Consider the following 22133-nt stretch of genomic DNA (forward strand, 5'->3'; position numbering starts at 1 on the left):
ATCGTTTCTTGTCAGCTGAGAACATAACAGTTTCCGGTATCGCGGGTCGTTATGCGACGGCCCTGTTTGATTTGGCGGCATCTGCCAAACAACTGGACGACGTCGCTGGCAATCTGGCGACAATCAAATCGATGATGGATGAGAATGCAGATCTTGCCCGTCTGGTCAAAAGCCCGGTCATCAGCCGTGATGATCAAGCCCGGGCGATGGGCGCCGTTCTTGAAAAACTGGGTGTGAGCGATCTGGTTCGGAGGTTCATTGGAACGGTTGCCAAAAATCGGCGGCTATTTGCGCTGTCCGACATGATTGCAGCTTATGGCCAGTTGCTCGCCGCGGAGCGGGGCGAAGTGGTGGCGCGGGTCACCTCTGCGAAAAAACTCACGAAAAGTCAGCTTGACGCTGTGTCAGCGGCTCTCAAATCTGCCATTGGCAGTGATGTCAGTCTCGAATCAGATATTGATGAGAGCCTGATCGGGGGCCTTGTAATCAAAGTTGGTTCACGTATGGTCGATAGCTCGATCCGAACCAAGCTTCAGAATCTTAAGTTTGCGATGAAAGGGGTTGGGTGATGGACATCCGCGCCGCAGAAATTTCCGAAATTCTTAAACAACAGATTGCGGGTTTTGATACGCAAGCTGAAGTCTCAGAAGTTGGCCAGGTGCTTTCCGTCGGTGACGGTGTGGCACGTGTCTATGGTCTGGATAATATTCAGGCCGGTGAAATGGTCGAATTTCCGGGCGGTATTAAGGGGCTGGCCCTGAACCTGGAAACCGACAACGTCGGTGTTGTGATTTTTGGCTCTGACCGCGACATTCGTGAAGGCGATACGGTCAAGCGGACAGGCGCAATTGTCGAAACAGGTGTTGGCAAGGGCCTGCTGGGCCGCGTCGTGGACGGCCTTGGCAACCCAATTGACGGCAAGGGCCCGATCGATGCAGAGGAAACCCGCCGCGTTGATGTGAAAGCGCCGGGCATTATGCCGCGTAAGTCTGTGCATGAACCGATGATGACGGGCCTTAAAGCCATTGACAGCCTTGTGCCGGTTGGGCGTGGTCAGCGTGAGTTGATTATTGGTGACCGCCAGACCGGTAAGACGGCTGTTGCGGTTGACGCTATCCTTAACCAGAAGTCTGTCAACGCGACAGATGATGAAAGCAAAAAGCTTTACTGCGTTTATGTCGTTATTGGCCAGAAGCGCTCCACGGTTGCGCAGGTTGTGAAGACGCTGGAAGAAAACGGTGCGCTGGAATATTCGATCGTTGTTGCGGCAACGGCCTCCGACCCGGCACCGCTTCAGTATCTGGCTCCATTTACCGGTTGCGCAATGGCGGAATATTTTCGTGACAACGGCATGCACTCCCTGATCATTTATGATGATCTGTCCAAGCAGGCGGTTGCCTATCGTCAAATGTCCCTGCTGCTGCGTCGTCCGCCAGGACGTGAAGCCTATCCAGGCGACGTTTTCTATCTCCATTCCCGCCTGTTGGAACGTTCGGCTAAACTGAACGAAGATAATGGCTCTGGGTCAATGACAGCATTGCCGGTTATCGAAACCCAGGCCGGGGACGTGTCGGCATACATCCCGACCAACGTTATCTCGATCACGGATGGCCAGATCTTCCTTGAGACGGAACTCTTCTATCAGGGCATTCGTCCGGCCATTAACGTGGGTCTGTCGGTGTCTCGTGTGGGCTCTTCCGCGCAGACGAAAGCGATGAAACAGGTTGCCGGCTCCATTAAACTGGAACTCGCGCAGTATCGTGAGATGGCGGCCTTTGCGCAGTTCGGCTCCGATCTTGATGCGGCAACGCAGCGGTTGCTGGCTCGCGGTGCGCGCCTGACGGAACTGCTGAAACAGCCGCAGTACAGCCCGCTTACCATGGAGGAACAGGTTGTTGTGATCTTCGCCGGTGTGCGCGGTTTCCTCGACCGGATCGAGGTTGGCCAGATTGGCGACTTTGAAAAACAACTTCTTTCGGAAATGCATGCGAAGCATCAGGACCTTCTTGATACAATCTTGAAGGAAGGGGCTCTTTCCAGCGAGAGCGAAGCGAAGCTGACTGATATTCTTGACGGCTTCTCGAAGACGTTTGCTTAAAAATTGAGCTTAGGAAAGGGATAGCCGTAACATGGCGAACCTTAAGGAACTCAAAAACCGGATCAGCAGCGTAAAATCAACGCAGAAGATCACCAAGGCCATGAAGATGGTGGCAGCGGCAAAACTCCGTCATGCGGAAGAAGCCGCGAATGCTGCCCGGCCTTATGCTGAACGTATGGACAGCATGATGGCCTCGCTCGCAAGCGGCATGGTGGGGCGTGATGATGCGCCGAGGCTTCTGGCGGGTGCCGGTTCTGATCAACGGCATCTGATCATCGCGGCAACTGGTGAGCGCGGGCTTTGCGGCGGATTCAATAACTCGATCGCCAAAGCCGTTTCGCTGAGGGTCGATAAACTCATTGCAGCGGGTAAGGATGTCAAAATCCTCTGTGTTGGTAAGAAGGGGCGTGATGCGCTTAAACGCAAGTATGGTCATCTGATCATCGGTCTGGTGGATCTCTCAGCTTCCAAGCGGATCGGGTTCAGCGATGCACTGCCGATTGCTCAGCGGGTTCTAGCTATGTTTGACGCTGAAGAATTTGACGTCTGCACCATATTTTACGCTAAGTTTGTGTCCGTCATGACGCAAGAAGTTCAGGGTCAGCAGATCATTCCTGCCCCTGTTCCCGAAGGTACGGAGACAGGGGCGGGGGATGTTGTGTATGAGTATGAACCGGACGAAGAGGAAATTCTCGCAGAATTGCTTCCTCGTAATCTGTCGGTGCAGATTTTCCGGGCCCTTCTCGAAAACTCGGCCTCTGAACAAGGTGCCCGTATGTCGGCTATGGAAAACGCGACCCGTAACGCAGGGGAAATGATTGATAAATTGACCCTGCAATATAACCGTGAACGCCAGGCAGCGATTACGAGTGAACTAATTGAAATTATCTCCGGTGCGGAAGCTCTTTAAGCTTTTCCATCGATTGTTAAGAACTGAAGTGACCCTGTAGGGAGCATGAAAATGGCAAAGAATGTCGGCAAAATCACCCAGGTATTGGGCGCCGTCGTAGACGTACAATTTGATGGGGAGCTGCCCAAAATCCTGAATGCGCTGCATTGTGAGAATAATGGTCAGCGGCTCGTACTAGAAGTGGCACAGCATCTCGGCGAGAATACTGTCCGGACGATTGCTATGGATGCGACCGAAGGACTGGTTCGCGGACAGGAAGTATCCGATACGGGTGACGCAATTCGTATGCCGGTTGGTCCTGAAACTCTTGGCCGCATTATGAACGTGGTGGGTGAGGCAGTGGATGAGCGGGGCCCGGTCAAGACCGATAAAACTGCGCCAATCCATGCGCCGGCTCCTGACTTTGCTGACCAGTCGACCGAAGCTGAAATTCTGGTTACCGGCATTAAGGTCGTTGACCTGCTAGCCCCTTACGCAAAGGGCGGTAAAATCGGCCTGTTTGGCGGCGCCGGTGTGGGTAAGACGGTTCTGATTATGGAACTGATCAATAACGTTGCCATGGGCCATGGCGGTTACTCCGTGTTTGCTGGCGTGGGGGAACGTACCCGTGAAGGTAACGATCTTTACTATGAAATGATTGAAGGCGGCATTATCGATCTGGAAGGCGATAAATCGAAAGTGGCGCTTGTATATGGTCAGATGAACGAACCACCCGGAGCACGTATGCGTGTTGCTTTGTCCGGTTTGACGCAGGCTGAATATTTCCGTGATGTTGAAGGTCAGGATGTGCTGTTCTTCATTGACAACATCTTTCGCTTTACGCAAGCAGGTTCGGAAGTGTCCGCACTTCTTGGTCGTATTCCTTCCGCTGTGGGGTATCAGCCAACGCTGGCAACTGACATGGGGGCGCTTCAGGAGCGCATTACATCAACCAACAAGGGCTCGATTACATCAGTGCAGGCCATTTACGTTCCCGCCGACGACTTGACTGACCCGGCGCCGGCTACGTCCTTTGCCCATCTGGATGCGACGACCGTTCTGTCCCGTCAGATTGCAGAGCTTGGTATTTATCCGGCGGTGGACCCGCTCGATTCTACTTCGCGCATGCTTGATCCGGCGATTGTTGGTGATCGGCACTATGAAATTGCACGTGAGGTTCAGGAAACGTTGCAAACCTATAAATCGCTGCAGGATATTATTGCTATTCTGGGTATGGATGAGCTGTCGGAAGAGGATAAGCTTATCGTTGCCCGTGCGCGTAAGATCCAGCGTTTCCTAAGCCAACCATTCCATGTAGCCGAAGTCTTTACCGGTTCTCCCGGCAAATTCGTCAAGCTTGAAGATACGCTCGACGCTTTCGAGAAAATCGTTGCCGGTGAATATGATGAACTTCCTGAAGCCGCGTTCTACATGTGCGGTGGTATCGAGGAAGTACTTGAAAAGGCGAAGAAACTGGCCGCGGAAGCCGCCTAATTATTGCCGCCTGAAGGAATGTTGATATGGCCGAGATGATCACTATGGATCTGGTTTCGCCCGAAAAGCTACTACTTTCGGACCAATTCGAAATGGTTGTAGTCCCTGGCGCGGAAGGTGATTTTGCCGTGCTGGCAGGGCATGCGCCGATTACGTCGACGTTGCGCCCCGGAGTCATCAGTATCTATGACGGGGATAAGGAAAAGGACCGAATTTTCGTCAATGGCGGGTTTGCTGAAGTTTCCAACGATAAGCTGACAGTTTTGGCGGAAGAAGCAATTTATGTCGCGGACCTTGACCGTGCCAATCTGGAACAGCGTATTCAGAATGCGCGTGAAGATGAAGAGGATGCGAAAGACGATGAGACGCGTCGGCGCGCCGCAGAAAATCGCGATCACCTCCAACAGCTGCTTGATGCAATGGCATGAGAGCGTTCACAGCGCAAAGATAAGGAAGGGGCCATTGGCCCCTTTTTTTATGCAAGAGTTGCTGACTTTGCGCTTCAGGGTGCCTAATATTCTCGGAACATTCGAAATGCGTAAATGTCTTGAGGAATTTCAGTGCCTGATCAGAAGCAGTATCAAAGAGCCATTGTAACAGGAAGCGGGTTTGCCGGCCTTCTTGCAGCGCGTGTATTATCTGATTATTTCCAGCAGGTGGTGATAGTCGAGAAAGACAATCAGCCAAGTACGCCCGTTCCGCGAAAAGGTGTTCCACAAGGGCATCATATTCATGTTCTGTTGAACGCGGGCGAACAAATACTGGAAGACTTGTTTCCGGGTATAAAATCAGAAATGCTGGAGGCCGGATCCCAGACGGCCGTCCTTGGTAACGAGGTGCGATGGCGCGTTGCCGGGAAATGGATGCCGCCGTTCGACGGCGGCATGACAACCTTTTTTCAGACCCGGCCTATGCTTGAGCTCGTTTTACGGCGTCGTGTTGCGAATGTGGAAAATATAACGTTCAAATATGGGGCGAAGAGCAAAAAATACAGCCTTTCCGAAAATGGCGATAAAATTACATCCGTGACACTGGTAGACGTGACAACGGGGCAGGAAAGCGAGGAAAAGGCCGAGCTCTTCGTGGAAACCTCAGGCGCGTCAACCGATATCATCCAACGACTGTCCGCAATGGGTTATCCCGTCCCAAGAGAAAGCGTTGTAGAGCCGGATTTCGCCTATTCAAGCTGCCTCATGGAAGTGCCGGAGAGCTGGAAGGGGCGTTATAGAAGTGTGCTTATCTATCCGAACGCGCCGGAAGAAACACGCGCCGGGGCCTTTGTCCCTGTTGAAGGTGGAAAATGGATGGTAACGGCAGCCGGGTATTGCGGCGACTATCCTCCGACGACATCCGAGGAGCTTCTCGAATTTTTTAAATCCCTGCCAGAGACGGATGTTTATGAGACTGTAAAATCCGCGAAGGTTGTTGGAGAAATCCGCTCGTTCAAGTTTAAAAAAGCGATACGGCGACATTTCGAAGAGGTTAAGAGCTTTCCGGAAGGGCTAATTGTTCTCGGCGATGCCGTTTGCCGGGCAAATCCGTTTTTCGGTCAGGGCATCACTGTGGCGGCCCTGGAAGCACTTGCTCTTCAGAAAAACCTCGAAAAAATCAGCAAATCCGGGGTCAGTATCCCGACGTCAATCGCCAGGCTTTTCTTTAAAGACGTTGCACAGATACTCGACGTATCATGGGAAATGGCCGTTGGTGAGGATTTCAAATACCCGACCACCAAAGGGAAGCGTCCTTCGACATTTGCGCTCACAAGATGGTTTAAAGACAAGGTAATGGCGTCAAATGATCCAGAGGTCGCAAAGCAGTTTTACCGTGTCATGCATTTCGCAGAACCTCCGACCAAATTGTTCGCCCCCAAAATGCTTTATCGGACGTTTCTGAAACACTAATCAGTGCCGCATAAACTGCATTTAAGTTCAATAAAATATTGGCAAAATACCTCGAATTAAGGCGTCATTAACCTTTACATTCTATTTTCATTGACTTGTGAAATACGTCATTTGCCTATTTGGATAGCTTAGCAGGTATAAATGTGGAAACTTGAACGTATCGCCAGACATTTCGGCGATGGTAAGTTCAAAATTGATATGTTTTCTCTCCACTTCAAAGAAAAGGATGTGGAGAAGCTTCATAATGCTCTCGAGCTGAAAAAAGCTCTGCCTGTAATCCGATTATCGCTTACTGGCGCAGTCCTCATATATGCAATCTTTGCTATTTTGGATATCTATGCCATCCCGGAAATCCTGTATGAAGCATGGGCAATCCGATTTCTGATAATCTGCCCGTTCTTTATTCTTGCGGCCCTGTCGACATTCTGGCTGAAGACCCAGCCATATGCGCAGCCAATCTCTGCAGTATGCGTGCTGGCGAGTGGTTCCGGTGTTATTGCTATGATTGCCCTCGCGGATCCGCTTGGCGGGTCGATCTATTTTGCAGGGTTGGTACCGGTCTTTATCTATACCTGCTGTGTTCCGCCGGTGCGCTTCCTCTATGCAACAGCGGTTACCATATTCCTGCTGTTTCTATATTTCATTGTCACGACCGTCATAAACCCGCTGCCTTTTCTGGATTTACTGGAGAATGCATTCTTTCTCGTTTGCGCTGCGGCCATGAGCATTTTTGCAAGTTACATTCAGGAACTTGCCCGCCGAAAAGACTTTATCAATATGATGATGCTCGATGAGGAGCGCGTGAAAAGTGATGAACTTGCCGAGAAAGCGCAGGCGGCAAACCATTCAAAATCTGAATTCCTGGCTATTATGTCGCATGAACTGCGGACACCCTTGAATGCCATCATCGGCTTTTCGGAAATATTGGAAAAAGAGATGTTTGGCCCGCTGGGGCAGGAGCGGTACAAGGAATATTCAAAGGACATAAATGTCAGCGGACAGCATTTGCTCAGTATTATCAATGATATTCTTGACCTCTCGAAAGCAGAGGCAGGCAAGCTGGTTTTGCAGGATGAGGAGGTTTCGATCGTCGATACTGTAAACTCGACCTTACGGATCATTCGGGATCATGCTGCGGAGCGGGGGGTTCGTCTTGCCTTTGATGTCCCGGGGCATGACTATCATATGATTGGCGATCCACGGTTGCTTGCACAGGTATTTCTGAACCTTTTCTCCAATGCGGTTAAATTTACCCATAAAGGCGGATCAGTGGCGATCAGCTTTGAAGAGGTTCGAAACGGCGGTCTTCGGGTCCGGATCAAGGATACGGGGATTGGCATCGACCCGGCAGATATTCAAAAGGTGTTTGCTCCGTTCGTCCAGATCGAAAGCTCCATGTCCCGCAACTATGAGGGAACGGGACTTGGGTTGCCGCTCACGAAAAATATTATGGAATTGCATAATGGCTCCATTACTCTGGAAAGCCATCTGGGTGAGGGAACGGTTGCGATTGTAGAGTTTCCAAAAGAGCGCATGGTCAACCATAGCTCTGATGACACCCGGCATCACCGTCAGGCCCGCGGCTAAAGCTCAAAGAAAACAGGAACTGCTACGGCAAAATTACTCCGGTTTGCCGATGATCAGAAGGTGGCAATGCCCGGTCGAATCAACCGCAACTTCACGCGTCGCCTCTACATCAATCTCCCGCGCAAGTTCAAGCATTTCTTGTTCATTGCGATGAACGAGTGTCCAGTCGCAGACATATTCCACCTGCCATTCAAGACTTTCCTCAGAGGTACGCATACATCCGATAAGCAAAGTTCCGCCGGGGGAAAGGTTGCTGTAAAGATCATTGACAAGCTTAGTCGCCCGCTTTTTACCGAGGTAATCCGCAAGGCCGACGGCATAGATCAGATCCTGCTTTTCAAGCTTTCTAAATAGCTTACCCGTCGCCAGAAACTCGAGAAAGGTGGCATGAAGGCATTTAACGGATGCCATGCCGTCCAGCCGCGCGACTTGAGGGTAGGTGCTGTTGTACGCATAGGAAAGGGCGTCGTGATCCTGATCTATCAAGGTAAATTCCATCGATAGCGGCAGTTTTGATGTTTTCAGATAATTCGCGACTTCCTGCGCCGGCCCGCAGCCGAGGCTCGCCACCTTGAAGCGCGTTTTCCCCTTGGCGGCGCCTTTCGTGCTCAGATTGGCAATGGTCTGCTTGGTCATTGTCATCCGGGTTGCAATGAATTCCCCTGTCGAGGTCCCAAGACGGTGACAGAATTTTGCGTAGGCAGTATCCCCTTCCAAATTGAGATTATACGCGAAATTCATGACTTGATAGTCGCCGGGATATCCAAGCGGCTTTGTATATGCGCGATTCCAGCTTGCACCGGCCATGAGTTCCGGCGTCAACACCAGCTCCGTATATCTTTTGGTTGCCTCAATGGCCGCCTCGTCATTCCCTAGAGATTGCGTAATTGCCAGGCATTTTCTGGAAATCTCTTTCCAGCGGGTCAAAGCCTTTGTCTCGCATGCTACGATAATATCCTTTATCCGCTCATCCCGTCTGGAATCGTCGCGATTGAGATCACTTTCAACCTTGTCCAGTACCTTACGAATGGAGCGGAGCATATAGACCGCATCGCTGATTGCTTCCTTATATTCGGCCGGAACCAGGTGAGACTCATCCGCTAGTCCTACGGTGACGGCCTGTTGAAGGGCCAAGTCATCATGCTGATCAAGGATTTTTTGAATATCGAGAAAGCCCTTTGTCAGCTCAATCGCAACTTTATGCTGGCTTTCGTGGGGTTCGATCCGACGGATCTTCCCATTCCCTGCAAAAATTTCTGTCGCCCCTAATTTGAGCTTAAGCGGAACATCTTTATTCATGTCCTCAAGCCAAGAAAAATTCTGTGGGCTGACAAAACTGATGCCGCTCATGCTGATGTCAAAAAGATCAAAGGATTTGTCATCAACATCAATGACAGGTGAGATACTGCTCATCAATGTTTTCGCATTGAATCGTTCAGCGCGATAAAAAACGCGTCTCCCCTCTCCTCCGGTTAGCTCCTCGTAATGTTTCATTCTACGCTCACTAAACGACTACTAAGACATCCTAGAAAGGCTATTGGCTATGCATCCTATTTGCAAGCCGTTAATTTTTTTGATCTCTTTAGTAACGACATGAACAAACAAGACAAGCTTCTGACGCACCAAAAATTAACCAACTTTGTTAACTATAAGCAATAGTCTTCAGTTAACAACTAGTTAAGATTATAAGCGGAACTTAAATGGAAACACAACCAGTTAAGTCTCATTTTAGTTGAAAAGAATGGAAATACTACATGTTGGGAAATATACAAATTTATCATTAGGGCTGTACCACTGATAGCGGTGGAGGCAAAATCGGTGTGCCTTGGGTTTTAAAGTTTGGGTCCAAATCTTTGCAGAATTGTCTCATAAAGATCACGCTTGAAGGGTACGATCAGCTGTGGAATTTCCGACGCTTCCGCCCATTTCCATTCCGAAAATTCAGGATGGTGAGTCACGATATTTATATCCTGATCTTCTCCCAAAAACCGGAATAAGAACCATTTTTGCTTTTGCCCGCGATATTTACCTTTCCACACTTTGCCGATCAGATCGTCAGGAAGGTCATATGTTAGCCATTCTTCCAAGCTATGAAGAAGCTCAACATCGCGAGTGCCGATTTCCTCATCCAGTTCACGAAGAGCGGCGTCAAGCGGTTGTTCCCCATCGTCTATACCGCCTTGCGGCATTTGCCAATGTTCACTGATCATGTCGATCCGTTTTCCGACAAAGACCTGCCCTTTCTTATTCAAGATCATCATTCCTGCACAGGGGCGGTAGGGGAGGTGCTCAGGTGGCGTTTTCTCGGTCATTCGATATCCTGCTTTTTAACAAGGGCTGATATGGGGGCCAAGGTGAGCCCTTTTTTATCCAGGGTACTGGCCCAGTCTATTATATGTTGAAATGTCTCAGTGTGAGGATAGGCTATTCCGACGGAAAATCCGACCCGCTGAGCGATATTTTCAAGGTCTTCCAGACGTGTATCGATGATATCGCCGTCCGCCTTGTGATCCAGGAACCGGTTGTTGATGGCAACCGGAATGTCAAGTTCGGCGGCAATATTGGCGGCCACACTGTCACTCGCTGTCCTGCTATCCAGATAGAGAAGCCCTTTTTCCTTCATAGCTTGAAGGATCGGCGTAATCGACGCCGGCTCCGATGTAAATTTCGAGCCCATCTGGTTCGTCAGCCCCACATAGCCTTTAATGCGGTCAAGTACCCAGTCAAGGCGCTCGAGATTTTCCGCGTCTTCAAGATCGGTTCTGAGGGCTTGTGGGCCTGGATCTATCTGTGGATACCCCTTTGGTTCCATAGGAAGTTGCAGCAGAATCTCATGACCTTTGCTCCTTGCCTGATCGACAAAATTCTGAAGATTACTGCCATACGGATTGAAGGCAAAGGTAACGGGTGCGGGCAGAACTTCAATGGCCTCTCGTGTCCGGCTTGCGCTAAAGCCGACGTCACTGAGAATGATTGCTATGAGGGGGCGATCGTCGCTTATATCAAACGCGACGGCAAACTCCTCCATTGGCGTCTTGGGCGCTTCGGCGACAGGTTCTTCCGCCGGAGTATTAATTTGCGGCAACCGCTCCTCCGCTGTCTCACTCGGGGGCACTACTTCTGGTGTGGCCTCTGGCTCACTCGCGGCGACCGTATCCGCTTCATCTTGCGATGCTTGCTCTTCTTCTTCAGATGCTGTTTCTTCGGGCTCCTCATCGGGAAGTTCCGGCCACGCGGTATCCTCAGGGAGGGGAATAAATGTCGAAGTTTCTTCTTCCTGCTCAGATTGATCAGCCAGCGGACTATCGGTTGGCCGGCTTGGGCTAATCTGTGGTTCTTCCTGATCTCCAAGCTCCGGCAGGATTAAGATTGAGCTGGTCGGAGGGCTATCGGAGGTGGGGGGCTCTGCTGTGTCGACTGGGACTGGCTGCTCCATGGATTCAGGCTCAGGCTGACCCGCCTCGGCAACAGCTTCAGCTTGTGTTTCGATCTCTGGCAAGGGAGCTTCTTCTTCCGATGCCTCAGATTCCGTTGTTTCAATACTTTCCGTCGGCGGTTCCGGAGGCTCCGGTTCCTCAGCAACCTCAACCGGTGCGGCCGAAATTTCTATCGTTTTGCTAATCTCAGTACTGGCAGTGGCGATTAGTGCTTTGGGGCGAGCCGGCGTGCTAAAGTAGGCCCAGCTGGTGACGCCGATTATCGCGAGTATTACCGCCAGAGATGCAATAAACAAAACCGACACCTTGTTTTTCGGTGCCGGTTTCGCGTTTTGATCATTAATCGAATTTCTCACAGCAATCCGCCGATAAAGTTGATCCTTCCGGCGAGGCGGTTATTTGCGCACTCTACTAATTTCCGACGGAAGGACTGAAGATGTTGACACTACTTGACTTCCTTTTTCGCAAACAGCCAGACACCTTTTAACAGATCTTTTGCGCGAAGAAGCTGATAGTCAAGTATGTCGGCTGCCTCCATATCCTCTTCATTCGAGCTGTCAGAGGTCTGTGGCTCGTCGCTGTTTTCAAGGTGGTTGCGAAGATCTGCCTCAGAACGCCCGCGGGCAGTTTCCAGAACTTCAAGTTTGGCTTGCTCAACCTCGATATCCGGGACAATGCCTTTCGCCTGGATTGAGGTGCCGGACGGCGTATAGTAGCGGGCCGTTGTCATACGCATCGCACCGTTCCCCTGAAGTGGTACAATCGTTTGGACTGAGCCTTTACCAAAGCTTTTGGTGCCAAGAACAACGGCACGGCCGTGGTCCTGAAGGGCACCCGCCACAATTTCGGATGCGCTGGCGGACCCGCCATTGATCAGAACGACAATCGGCTTGCCATCGACGATGTCATCCGGTTTTGCGTTATAACGTTGGGCGTCGTCGGAATTGCGGCCGCGGGTTGAAACGATCTCTCCTTTTTCGAGAAAATCATCCGAGATTGCAATTGCCTGATCGAGAAGTCCGCCGGGATTGTTTCGGAGGTCTAGGATGAGGCCCTTGTAATCTCCGTCTACTTCAGTTTTTAATTGCTCGATGGTTTTGCGAAGGCCACTATCTGATTGTTCTGTAAAGCTGGAAATGCGGACATACAGTATATCGCCATCCTCAATCCGGCCCCGTACGGACTGGACCGTAATAATGGCGCGGGTCAAGGTAATTTCAATCGGTTCTTTCTGGTCGGCACGACGGATCGTCAGGCTGAGGTCCGTATCAACCAGCCCCCTCATTTTCTCAACTGCCTCGGCAAGCGTGAGGCCAAGGACCGGTTCGCCGTCAAGATGGGTGATGTAGTCACCGGCGAGAACGCCGGCTTTGTCCGCTGGTGTATCGTCTATAGGGGCAACGACTTTCACCAGACCATTCTCCATGGTCACTTCAATGCCCAACCCGCCGAATTTGCCGCGCGTTTGCACTTTCATACCGTCGTAATTCTTGGGGTTGAGATAGCTGGAATGCGGATCGAGTGAGCTCAACATACCGTTTATGGCGGCTTCGATCAGTTTTTCGTCATCAACCTCTTCGACGTAATCCTCGCGGATCTTGGCAAAAACATCGCCAAAGAGATTCAGTTGCCGATAAGTCTCGGAACTGGCTTCCACACGCTCATCCGGAGTTGCAATAATGGCGATCGATAATATGAGCACTAACGCCGCCAACACTCCTGTTACAACATGTCTCATTATCCGCTAACCTTTCTATTCTCCGCCATTAACCAGGGGACAGGGTCAATGGGGGCTCCGTTGTTTCTAAGCTCCATATAGAGCTTTGGTCTTTCTTTACTACTACTTTCCATTCGGCCAACCGGTTCCCCGGCGAGTAGCAATTGGCCGACCGTTCCGTCGATGGACCCCATACCCGCCAATAATGTATGGTATCCATCGCCGTGATCAATGATCAGCAGCAGCCCGTAATGCCGGAAAGGGCCGGCAAAGGCGATCTGACCATCAAAAGGCGAGATAATGGCCGCTTGCGGGCGCGTCTCTATCGTAATTCCCTTTTTATGGCTGACGTCGTCACTTTCATCATAGCGCGTGACGATTCTGCCGCCAACTGGTAATGGAAGCAAGCCTCTCGCATCCGTAAACTGACGGGTTGGACCTAGGCTGGCCAGTTTACGGGACACTTCCGGTTTTTGTACCGGCTGTGGGGGCTGTGCTATCTCTTTATCGGGTTCGACAGCGGCTAAAGCGTTTCTTTCTTTTTCCTTCGCGGCGATTTCTCGCTCAAGCGGTTCTTTCTCGGCAGCGAGTTGTCGGGCTTTGTCTTGCTCAATCCGTGAGAGCAATGCTGTCGTATCGCGAACCTCGGCAGCAAGTTTCTCAAGGCGTTGCTGCTCGTTCTCTCGTTCACTTTCTACCTTGCTTTGAGCGGCGCGTTTCTTCGAGAGAAGCTGATCTAGGGCGTCCTGTTCCGCAATGCGTTCGTCACGAAGCGCGCTGAATTCTTCTCTCTCCGTTGCATATTCCGCACGGAGGCTGGCCAGGGCGTTTAACTGGACAGCAAGCTGGTCCGCATCATTTTTAAGCTTCGGCAGGATCGATTGCAGCAAGGTAGAGGCCCGTAAGCTGTCGACCAGACCGGACGGGTTTCCCATCAAGGTTCCCTCCGGCTGGCGGCTAAGGTTAACCAGAGCGGACAGCGTTACGGCAAGTTCGGCATTCCTTTTTTCAAGGTCCTGGAGGGTATTGTCCTCCACTTGCCGTATCTGATCCAGCCGCTCTTCCACATCGACGAGTTTCTCATCAAGAAGCGTCAGATTTCGGGCTGCTGTAACGGACTGTTGTTTGAGGGTCTTGATTTCGCCGTCGAGGTTTTCAAGCTGAGCAGCAATATCTTCCTGCCGGTTCTCCGCTGCGCTCAATGCCGCTTGCAGGGCCTTGAGATCATCGTCTGGGGCGGCGAGGGAGGTCACGGGCGACAACAATATGATGATCCCAATCAAACCAATGGTTATGGGATATCGGTAAACGCGACGACGCGAACTGAACTTAAGACGCAACACGGTTTGTTTCCAGCCTCTCCCTCTCTTCGACAAGGTTTTTTCCGGTCATTTCCGGCGGAACTTCCAGCTTCATCAGATTCAATACGGTCGGCGCAAGATCGGCAAGCGTACCATCATGAACAATGGCATCGTTTTCACCTACAGCCACGACAAAGGGGACAAGATTTGTCGTGTGGGATGTATAGGGTGAGTTGGTATCAGGATCGCGCATCACTTCGATGTTGCCGTGGTCGGCTGTAATGACCATCGCGCCGCCGACTTCTTTGATCGTTTTGGTGAGATCGCCAATACATTCGTCAATCACTTCGACAGCCTTGATCGCGGCCTCCATCACTCCGGTATGTCCAACCATGTCCGGATTGGCGAAATTAACGACGATCAGATCAAACTTCCCGGATTTGATGGCTTCAACCAGTCTATCCCGGACTTCAAAAGCAGACATTTCAGGTTTTAGGTCATAGGTCGCGACTTTCGGGCTGGGAACCAGAATGCGTTCCTCTCCCTCATAAACCCGTTCTTCGCCCCCGTTCAGGAAAAAGGTGACGTGGGCATATTTCTCCGTTTCCGCAATGCGGAGCTGCGTTTTGCCGGCGCTGGCGACAACTTCACCAAGCGTTTTTTTGACATCTACTGGCGGAAACAGAGCCGGAGCTACATCGGCGAGGGCCGCCGAATATTCGACCATTCCTTTTACAGCGACAAGTGCCGGACGGCGGTGGCGGACAAAGCCCGTGAAGTTTTCGTCAGTGATCGCCGTCAGAATTTCCCGGGCCCGGTCGGCGCGGAAGTTGGCCATGATAATGGCATCCCCGTCTTTGATGCCATCATATCCTTCGGCAATGCGAGGGCTGATAAATTCGTCCGTCTCACCCGCTGCGTAGGCAGTTTCAAGGGCCACGGCGGCATTTGAGAAAGGAGCGCCGGTTCCGTCAAACATTGCGTTGTAAGCCTGTTCAACCCGGTCCCAGTTTGTATCCCGATCCATCGCAAAATACCGACCTACTAGCGTCGCAATATGACAATTGGTCAATCTATTGAGCTTGGCTCCAAATTCGGTTACATAGCCGGCACCGCTTTTCGGTGGTGTATCACGACCATCCATAAAGCCATGGATGTGAACAGAAATTCCCGCTTCCGATATGATCTGGGCAAGGGCAACCATATGATCCTGATGCGAATGTACCCCCCCCGGTGATAGCAGACCGGCAATATGACAGCGTCCACCTGAGGCTTTTAATCTGGAAATAACGTCAAGAATTTCAGGATTTTTTGCCAGGAGCCCCGTTTCAATTTCATGGTTGATACGGGGAAGATCCTGAAGAATGACGCGCCCGCCACCAATGGTCATGTGGCCGACCTCGGAATTTCCCATCTGACCGTCCGGCAGGCCGACATCCCTCCCGGAGGTCCCCAGCAGGCTGTGCGGTCGCGTAGCAATCAGGCGATCCCAGTTCGGTGTGTTTCCAGCCGCGATGGCGTTATCGACCGCAGTTTTGCTATATCCCCAGCCATCGAGAATACACAGCATTACCGGCCGCGGGGTTGATTGGTCAGGATGATTTTTCATAATCGCCTTTATAATCCCCTTAAACTTAAGATTCCATTATTATCATACGCGATGATAAGGGTGGTTCGACAAAATCGAAGATGCACGGTACAGCTGTTCCGCAAGTAGCCCCCGCACCATCAAATGTGGCCATGTCATGGGCCCGAGAGACAGAAGCTGATCGGCCTTGTCGAGGGTGGCACGGCTATGTCCGTCCGCACCGCCAATTAGAAATGCGAGATTCTGTATTCCTTCATCAGCATATTGGCCGAGCATTTTGGCAAACTCGGGGCTGGTCATGGATTTCCCTTTTTCGTCCAGCGCGATCAGGGTGGCACCGTCGGCAACGGCGCTTATCAAAAGCTCAGCTTCCCGGGCCTTGCGTTTTTCACCTTTAAGGGGCTTTTTCTCCTCAACCTCTCTCAGTTCTATCGGCCAAGGCAGGCGGCCTGCATAGTCCGCATACATTTCCTGCAGCGGTCCGCCCCGAAACCTGCCAACGCTGGCGACAACGAGGCGCATCCACTACTCCTCTTCCACAGAAGCCAATTCCCTTACGGGATGCTAGCTGATCATCTCCATCGGAATATCCGGCGCCCAGATTTTCTCCAGGTTGTAGAAATTCCGAACCTCCGGGCGGAAGAGATGAATTATGACATCACCGGCATCGACCAATATCCAGTCGCCGCTGGTTTGTCCTTCCGTCCGAACAGTGCCAAAGCCCTCTTCCTTGATGCGCGTTTTCAAATGATCTGCCATTGCCGCCACCTGTCGGGTGGAGCGACCGTTGGCAATAATCATGTAATCAGCGAAGGAAGTTTTTCCGGCAAGGTCGATAGAGACAAGATCTTCCGCTTTGTCGTCGCTCAATGTTTTTTCAACGAGATCGCGGAGTTTAGCAACTACAGCTTTGTTAGCTTTCATAATAGGGATCAATTATTCTCCAGTTACAGTGATCAATTTCACATCCTTACTCTTATAATTTGGGAATTTTTTGGCTTAAGAGCAAGTATTTCCTGCATTGTCACGATATTTTCTTATTTGAGTGCTGCTCAGCTCAATCGTTGTTTCCGGCAAAAATGCCCAGGCGGGAGGGCGCATATCCGCCAGCTGGCGTCGGTAATCACCCTTGAGCCCGCTCTTAAGGCGCTGGCGTCGGTATTTGAGAGCAACCTTTCCGTTTAATGCTTTATAGGTATATCCGGGGCGATTGAACACCGCGATCGGAACGAGTGACATAATCTGCTCCCATTGCTGCCATTCGGGCAGTTGGACCATATTATCCGCACCCATGAGCCAGACGAATTTGTGTTGCGGATATGTCTTTTTGAGTGCGGCAAGGGTACGTACTGTTCGTTGCTCCCCTATGCGGGCTTCAAAATCGGAGACCACAATTTTGGGGTGCCGTGCAATTGCTTTTGCGGCGTCAAAGCGCTCGGTGAAACCTGCCATGCCCTTTTGGGATTTCAGAGGATTTTGCGGCGATACCAGCCACCAGACCTGATCCAGGCCCAGCAGGCGCAGCGCGGCCAGACTTATCCTGCGATGCCCGTCATGGGCAGGGTTGAACGAACCGCCCAGCAATCCGATTTTCAGGGCCTGCATAATAAACTCAAGGCCGCGTCTGGCCAGTCCCTTTAACGACGTATTTAAAGCTGGTCAGCTGTTCAACACCAACCGGTCCGCGGGCATGCATCTTGCCGGTGGAAATGCCGATTTCCGCACCCATGCCGAATTCTCCGCCATCTGCGAACTGGGTGGAGGCGTTTTGCAGCACAATCGCGCTGTCAACTTCCCGCATGAAAACATTCGCGGCGGCATCGTCCTCTGTGATGATGCAATCGGTATGATGCGAGCCATATGTATCGATATGGTCAATCGCCGCGGCCAGATCATCGACAACCTTTATGGAGAGAATGGGCTCAAGATACTCCGTGTGCCAGTCGTTTTCGGTGGCGGCTTTGACACGGGAATCAAGGGCCTGAACGGCCTCATCGCCGCGCACCTCGCATCCGGCTGCCAACAGGTCATCCAGAATATCGGGAAGCAGCTGTGTCGCTACATCCCGGTTTACCAGAAGAGTTTCGAGCGCGCCACAGATGCTGACCCGCCGCATTTTGGAGTTGAACACGATCTCGCGCGCCTTGGCCGGATCGGCCTGTTCGTCGATATATATATGCACCAGCCCGTCAAGATGGGAGAAAACCGGAATGCGGCTTTCCTTTTGCACACGCTCGATCAGGCTACGGCCACCGCGGGGAACGATCACGTCAACGAACTCACTCATACTCAGAAGTTCGCCAACAGCGGCGCGATCGGTTGTCGGGATCATCTGGATCGCTTCAACGGGCAGTCCGGCTGCGCGTAGCCCATCCTGCAGGCAGGACCATATAGCCCGGCTGGAATGAAAACTCTCTGATCCACCACGCAGGATACAGGCGTTGCCCGCCTTCAGACAGAGGCTTCCGGCATCCGCGGTGACGTTGGGGCGTGATTCATATATGATTCCAATAACTCCGAGCGGGACGCGGACGCGCGATATTTCAAGGCCATTCGGACGATCCCAGTCAGCGATGACATCGCCAACCGGGTCTTTCAATGTTGCAATTTCATCCAGCCCGGCAGCCATGGATTCGATGCGGGCATCATTGAGTTCCAGCCGATCAAGGAGTGCGGGCGATATGTTCTTCTCGCGGGCCGCCGCCATATCTTTTGCATTGGCTTCAAGAATATCCTGACGGCGGGCGCGCAGGGCGCTGGCGGCTTCTTTCAATGCCTTATTCTTCGCATCCGTTGGAACGAGAGACATCGTCTTCGCAGCTTTGCGTGCGCTACGGCCCAATTCTTCCATCATCTGGGCGATGGAGTTGCTTTCGGTGATTTGAGGCTGTGCAGTCATAGAGTTTCCCCGTTCCTGGGATTTAGTTTAACGCAAGTTCGTCACGATGAATCATTTCATTGCGGCCAGAATAGCCGAGAATTTCCTCGATCTCACCACTTTTATGGCCAATGATACATTCGGCGTCTTCCGAAGAATAGGCGACAAGTCCACGGCCAAGATCCTGTCCCTCACTGTTCGTCACCATTACGAGGTCCCCGCGCTCGAACGGTCCCTCAACTTTTATGACCCCCGCAGGCAGCAGGCTTTTGCCGGACTTGAGTGCTCTTTCCGCTCCTTTGTCAATGACAAGGCGGCCACGGGAAGAGAGGCTTGCCGCAATCCATTTCTTGCGCGCTTTGCGGGGTGTATCATGGGCAATAAAGCAGGTACTGTTGGCGCCATCTTCAAGTGCCTGCAGGGGATGCAGGATCGTGCCGCTGGCAATAAACATGTTGCATCCTGCGGCCATGGCAATTTGCGCCGCCTTGAGCTTGGTCTCCATCCCCCCACGGCCGACATCGGTTTTCGTCTTGCCTGCCATCGCGAGAATGTCATCACTTAATTCGGACACCTCGCGGATTAGTTGGGCGCCTGCACCGCTTTTCGGATCTGCCGTATACAGCCCATCCACGTCACTTAACAGGATCAGGCAATCTGCCGTAATCATCTGAGCAACTCTGGCTGCAAGGCGGTCATTGTCGCCATAGCGGATTTCGATCGTGGCGACTGTATCATTCTCGTTCACGACAGGTAGCGCGCCGAGAGAGAGGAGGGTGGTAATTGTGCTCCGGGCGTTTAGGTAACGGCGACGTTCTTCGGTATCGCCGGGCGTGAGCAGAATCTGTGCAACCGGAATATTTTCAAGCGCAAGAATTTCCTGATAGGCGTGAGCGAGCTGGATTTGACCGGTAGCCGCGGCTGCCTGGCTCTCTTCAAGTCGCAGGGGCGAGTTTTTCAATCCCAATATATGGCGTCCCAATGCGATTGAACCGCTTGAGACCACGAGGACCTCCTGACCGCGGCGGCGCATTTTCGCGATATCCTGACTAAGAGCAATAAGCCAGTCGCGGCGCAATCGCCCGTTCTTGCTGTCAACAAGCAGGGACGAGCCAATCTTAATAACTACACGTTTCGCGCCTGTGAATCTGCTGATCAGGGTTGCCATGTGGTCGGCTCTTCTCCAGCAATTGATTGTTCTTCCGCTTCCTGTTCTACCTTTTCGGCGACTTTGCTGACGTCTACAATCTTCAGAAGCGCGAAGAGCAGGGGTTCGACATTCTCGCCAATCACGGCCGAAATGGCATGCACCGGTTTCTTCGAGATGCTCTGGAGTGATTTTACCTTCGCCTTCAACTCATCATCTGTCACCGAGTCCATCTTGTTAAGTGCGATGATCTCGTCTTTGCCTGCTAGATCATCGTCATATGCGGCAAGTTCGTTACGAATTGTCTTGTATGATTCGACAACATCGTCTGCCGTTGCATCAATCAGATGCAAAAGGACCCGGCAGCGTTCGACATGCCCCAGGAAACGATGTCCAAGGCCTACTCCTTCCGATGCTCCTTCAATCAGGCCCGGTATGTCAGCAAGCACAAACTCACGCGATCCAACAGCGACTACGCCAAGCTGTGGGACAAGGGTTGTAAAGGGATAATCGGCGATCTTCGGCTTTGCCCGGCTTGTGACGCTCAGGAAGGTCGACTTGCCGGCATTTGGCAGCCCGATCAACCCGACATCGGCAATCAGTTTCAGGCGCAGCCAGATCCAGCGCTCTTCTCCGGGCCACCCTGGTTCGAATTTGCGGGGTGCGCGGTTTGTCGAGGTTTTGAAAGCGGCATTGCCGCGTCCCCCGTCTCCGCCTTTGCAAAGAGTAATTCGTTGCCCGACTTCAGTAAGGTCCGCAATGAGTGTTTCATTGTCTTCTTCGAGAATTTGGGTGCCGACCGGGACTTTCATGACGATATCATTTGCCGCCGCGCCACTACGGTCGCGTCCCATGCCATGACCGCCGTTTTTGGCTTTGAAATGCTGCTGGTATCGGTAGTCGATCAGGGTATTCAGCCCCTCGACGCATTCAATAATGACCGAGCCGCCACGCCCTCCGTCACCGCCGTTGGGTCCCCCGAACTCAATAAATTTTTCACGCCGGAAACTCAGCGCACCGGGCCCGCCATTACCGGAACGGAGATATACCTTGGCCTGATCGAGGAATTTCATTTCGCTGCCGTCTGTTGCCTAGTTTGACGGGACACTGCCCGCAAGATTTCAAAATAAAAAAGGGGAATGGCCGGACCATTCCCCTTCTCAAATCTTTTAACCGTCGGAGGCGGGCGTTATGCCTGCTGCTCTACGGATACATAGATCTTTCCGCCACTTTTCTTGGTAAATTTAACATTACCATCGGTAACGGCGAAGATGGTGTGATCCTTGCCAATGCCAACATTCTCACCCGGGTACCATTTGGTGCCGCGCTGGCGCAGAATAATATTTCCCGGGATTACCTTTTCGCCACCATATTTCTTGATGCCGAGGCGGCGACCGGCTGAGTCACGACCGTTGCGGGATGAACCGCCAGCTTTCTTATGTGCCATTTAGCTTACTCCTCGGTTTTCTTGGCGGCGGTCTTCTTCGGCGCCGCTTTCTTTGCGGTTTCTTTCTTCGGTGTCGCGGCCTTTTTCGGCGCTGCTTTCTTTGGAGCGGCCTTTTTCGGTGCCGTTTTCTTCGGCGCGTCCTCAGCTTTTTCCGTTTTCGAAGCAGTTTCAGCTTTGGGTTCAGCGGCCTTTTTCGGCGCCGCTTTCTTCGCGCCCTTTGCTGCGATGTCGGTTATCCGGAGCACCGTGAGGTCCTGGCGATGACCTGCCTTGCGGCGGTAGTTCTGGCGACGCTTCTTCTTGAAAACGACAATTTTATCGGCGCGCGCCTGTTCCAAAAGCGTGGCGGAGACGATAGCACCTTCGATGAGAGGAGCGCCAACGGAAAGGGCGCCGTCATCACCAGAGATTGCCAGAACCTGATCCAGCTGTACATTATCGCCAGCTTCGCCTGCGAGGCGCTCTACCTTGATAACATCATCTTTGGCGACTTTATATTGCTTGCCGCCGGTTTTGATCACTGCAAACATGGCTGATCCGTTTCGAACATAATTAACAGGCCGCAAAGACCGATTTCTTAGCGCACCGTGATTGAAGGGCGCAATATATCCATGGCCCGGGTGAAGTCAACATGATTCAGGCCTTGTAT

21 protein-coding genes are annotated in these 22133 nt (G+C 52.0%); 7 read left to right on the forward strand and 14 right to left on the reverse strand.

What is annotated here, in order from left to right; all coding sequences use genetic code 11:
* Positions 1 to 8 precede the first annotated feature (8 nt).
* The 7 genes from AAC599_RS02945 to AAC599_RS02975 all read left to right on the forward strand — a co-directional run bounded on the left by AAC599_RS02945 (position 9) and on the right by AAC599_RS02975 (position 7969).
* Positions 9 to 569: a F0F1 ATP synthase subunit delta gene (locus tag AAC599_RS02945; RefSeq protein ID WP_340148906.1), complete on the forward strand. Its 561-nt coding sequence runs from the start codon at positions 9 to 11 to the stop codon at positions 567 to 569.
* Complete coding sequence (atpA, locus tag AAC599_RS02950; RefSeq protein WP_340148907.1) at positions 569 to 2098, forward strand: F0F1 ATP synthase subunit alpha; 1530 nt, start codon at positions 569 to 571, stop codon at positions 2096 to 2098. Before AAC599_RS02945 ends, atpA begins: the two co-directional genes overlap by 1 nt.
* 31 nt (positions 2099 to 2129) lie before the next feature.
* A complete protein-coding gene (locus AAC599_RS02955) occupies positions 2130 to 3008 on the forward strand; it encodes a F0F1 ATP synthase subunit gamma (protein ID WP_340148908.1) in 879 nt (292 codons plus the stop codon).
* 51 nt (positions 3009 to 3059) lie between these two features.
* Complete coding sequence (atpD, locus tag AAC599_RS02960; RefSeq protein WP_340148909.1) at positions 3060 to 4481, forward strand: F0F1 ATP synthase subunit beta; 1422 nt, start codon at positions 3060 to 3062, stop codon at positions 4479 to 4481.
* Positions 4482 to 4507: 26 nt separating this feature from the next.
* Positions 4508 to 4909 carry a F0F1 ATP synthase subunit epsilon gene (locus AAC599_RS02965; RefSeq protein WP_340148910.1) on the forward strand — a complete coding sequence of 134 codons (402 nt, stop codon included), beginning with the start codon at positions 4508 to 4510 and terminating at the stop codon, positions 4907 to 4909.
* Positions 4910 to 5041: 132 nt separating this feature from the next.
* Positions 5042 to 6382 (forward strand): FAD-dependent monooxygenase, encoded by a 1341-nt coding sequence (locus AAC599_RS02970; RefSeq protein WP_340148911.1) that lies wholly within the window; start codon positions 5042 to 5044, stop codon positions 6380 to 6382.
* Positions 6383 to 6523: 141 nt separating this feature from the next.
* On the forward strand, positions 6524 to 7969 hold the full coding sequence (locus AAC599_RS02975; protein WP_340148912.1) for a HAMP domain-containing sensor histidine kinase: 1446 nt from the start codon (positions 6524 to 6526) through the stop codon (positions 7967 to 7969).
* Positions 7970 to 8002: 33 nt separating this feature from the next.
* Here AAC599_RS02975 and AAC599_RS02980 read toward each other — a convergent pair whose 3' ends face one another.
* From AAC599_RS02980 to rplU, 14 genes are all read right to left on the reverse strand, one after another.
* Positions 8003 to 9382 carry a hypothetical protein gene (locus AAC599_RS02980; RefSeq protein ID WP_340148913.1) on the reverse strand — a complete coding sequence of 460 codons (1380 nt, stop codon included), beginning with the start codon at positions 9380 to 9382 and terminating at the stop codon, positions 8003 to 8005.
* A gap of 419 nt (positions 9383 to 9801) precedes the next feature.
* Entirely contained in the window at positions 9802 to 10281 is a 480-nt protein-coding gene (locus AAC599_RS02985; RefSeq protein WP_340148914.1) for an RNA pyrophosphohydrolase, read from the reverse strand.
* On the reverse strand, positions 10278 to 11702 hold the full coding sequence (locus AAC599_RS02990) for a divergent polysaccharide deacetylase family protein (RefSeq protein WP_340148915.1): 1425 nt from the start codon (positions 11700 to 11702) through the stop codon (positions 10278 to 10280). The genes AAC599_RS02985 and AAC599_RS02990 overlap by 4 nt, the downstream gene beginning before the upstream one ends.
* 149 nt (positions 11703 to 11851) lie before the next feature.
* Positions 11852 to 13144: a S41 family peptidase gene (locus tag AAC599_RS02995; RefSeq protein ID WP_340148916.1), complete on the reverse strand. Its 1293-nt coding sequence runs from the start codon at positions 13142 to 13144 to the stop codon at positions 11852 to 11854.
* On the reverse strand, positions 13144 to 14388 hold the full coding sequence (locus AAC599_RS03000; protein WP_340148917.1) for a peptidoglycan DD-metalloendopeptidase family protein: 1245 nt from the start codon (positions 14386 to 14388) through the stop codon (positions 13144 to 13146). The genes AAC599_RS02995 and AAC599_RS03000 overlap by 1 nt, the downstream gene beginning before the upstream one ends.
* A 64-nt stretch (positions 14389 to 14452) precedes the next feature.
* Positions 14453 to 16033, reverse strand: a complete 1581-nt coding sequence (gpmI, locus tag AAC599_RS03005) for a 2,3-bisphosphoglycerate-independent phosphoglycerate mutase (RefSeq protein WP_340148918.1) — start codon at positions 16031 to 16033, stop codon at positions 14453 to 14455.
* A gap of 42 nt (positions 16034 to 16075) precedes the next feature.
* Positions 16076 to 16534: a 23S rRNA (pseudouridine(1915)-N(3))-methyltransferase RlmH gene (gene rlmH, locus AAC599_RS03010; protein ID WP_340148919.1), complete on the reverse strand. Its 459-nt coding sequence runs from the start codon at positions 16532 to 16534 to the stop codon at positions 16076 to 16078.
* Positions 16535 to 16576: 42 nt separating this feature from the next.
* Positions 16577 to 16936 (reverse strand): ribosome silencing factor, encoded by a 360-nt coding sequence (gene rsfS / locus AAC599_RS03015; protein ID WP_340148920.1) that lies wholly within the window; start codon positions 16934 to 16936, stop codon positions 16577 to 16579.
* 75 nt (positions 16937 to 17011) lie between these two features.
* The gene (locus AAC599_RS03020) at positions 17012 to 17617 is read right to left on the reverse strand and encodes a nicotinate-nucleotide adenylyltransferase (RefSeq protein WP_340148921.1); all 606 of its coding nucleotides are present in this window, start codon (positions 17615 to 17617) and stop codon (positions 17012 to 17014) included.
* Positions 17618 to 17624: 7 nt separating this feature from the next.
* Positions 17625 to 18911 carry a glutamate-5-semialdehyde dehydrogenase gene (locus AAC599_RS03025; RefSeq protein ID WP_340148922.1) on the reverse strand — a complete coding sequence of 429 codons (1287 nt, stop codon included), beginning with the start codon at positions 18909 to 18911 and terminating at the stop codon, positions 17625 to 17627.
* Positions 18912 to 18933: 22 nt separating this feature from the next.
* Positions 18934 to 20058 carry a glutamate 5-kinase gene (proB, locus tag AAC599_RS03030; RefSeq protein ID WP_340148923.1) on the reverse strand — a complete coding sequence of 375 codons (1125 nt, stop codon included), beginning with the start codon at positions 20056 to 20058 and terminating at the stop codon, positions 18934 to 18936.
* Positions 20046 to 21110: a GTPase ObgE gene (obgE, locus tag AAC599_RS03035; protein ID WP_340148924.1), complete on the reverse strand. Its 1065-nt coding sequence runs from the start codon at positions 21108 to 21110 to the stop codon at positions 20046 to 20048. Before obgE ends, proB begins: the two co-directional genes overlap by 13 nt.
* Before the next feature lie 116 nt (positions 21111 to 21226).
* On the reverse strand, positions 21227 to 21484 hold the full coding sequence (rpmA, locus tag AAC599_RS03040) for a 50S ribosomal protein L27 (protein WP_288904789.1): 258 nt from the start codon (positions 21482 to 21484) through the stop codon (positions 21227 to 21229).
* Between the two features lie 5 nt (positions 21485 to 21489).
* A complete protein-coding gene (gene rplU / locus AAC599_RS03045) occupies positions 21490 to 22014 on the reverse strand; it encodes a 50S ribosomal protein L21 (protein WP_340148925.1) in 525 nt (174 codons plus the stop codon).
* Between the last annotated feature and the right edge of the window lie 119 nt (positions 22015 to 22133).

This window comes from uncultured Sneathiella sp. (assembly GCF_963976355.1).
Classification (GTDB): domain Bacteria; phylum Pseudomonadota; class Alphaproteobacteria; order Sneathiellales; family Sneathiellaceae; genus Sneathiella.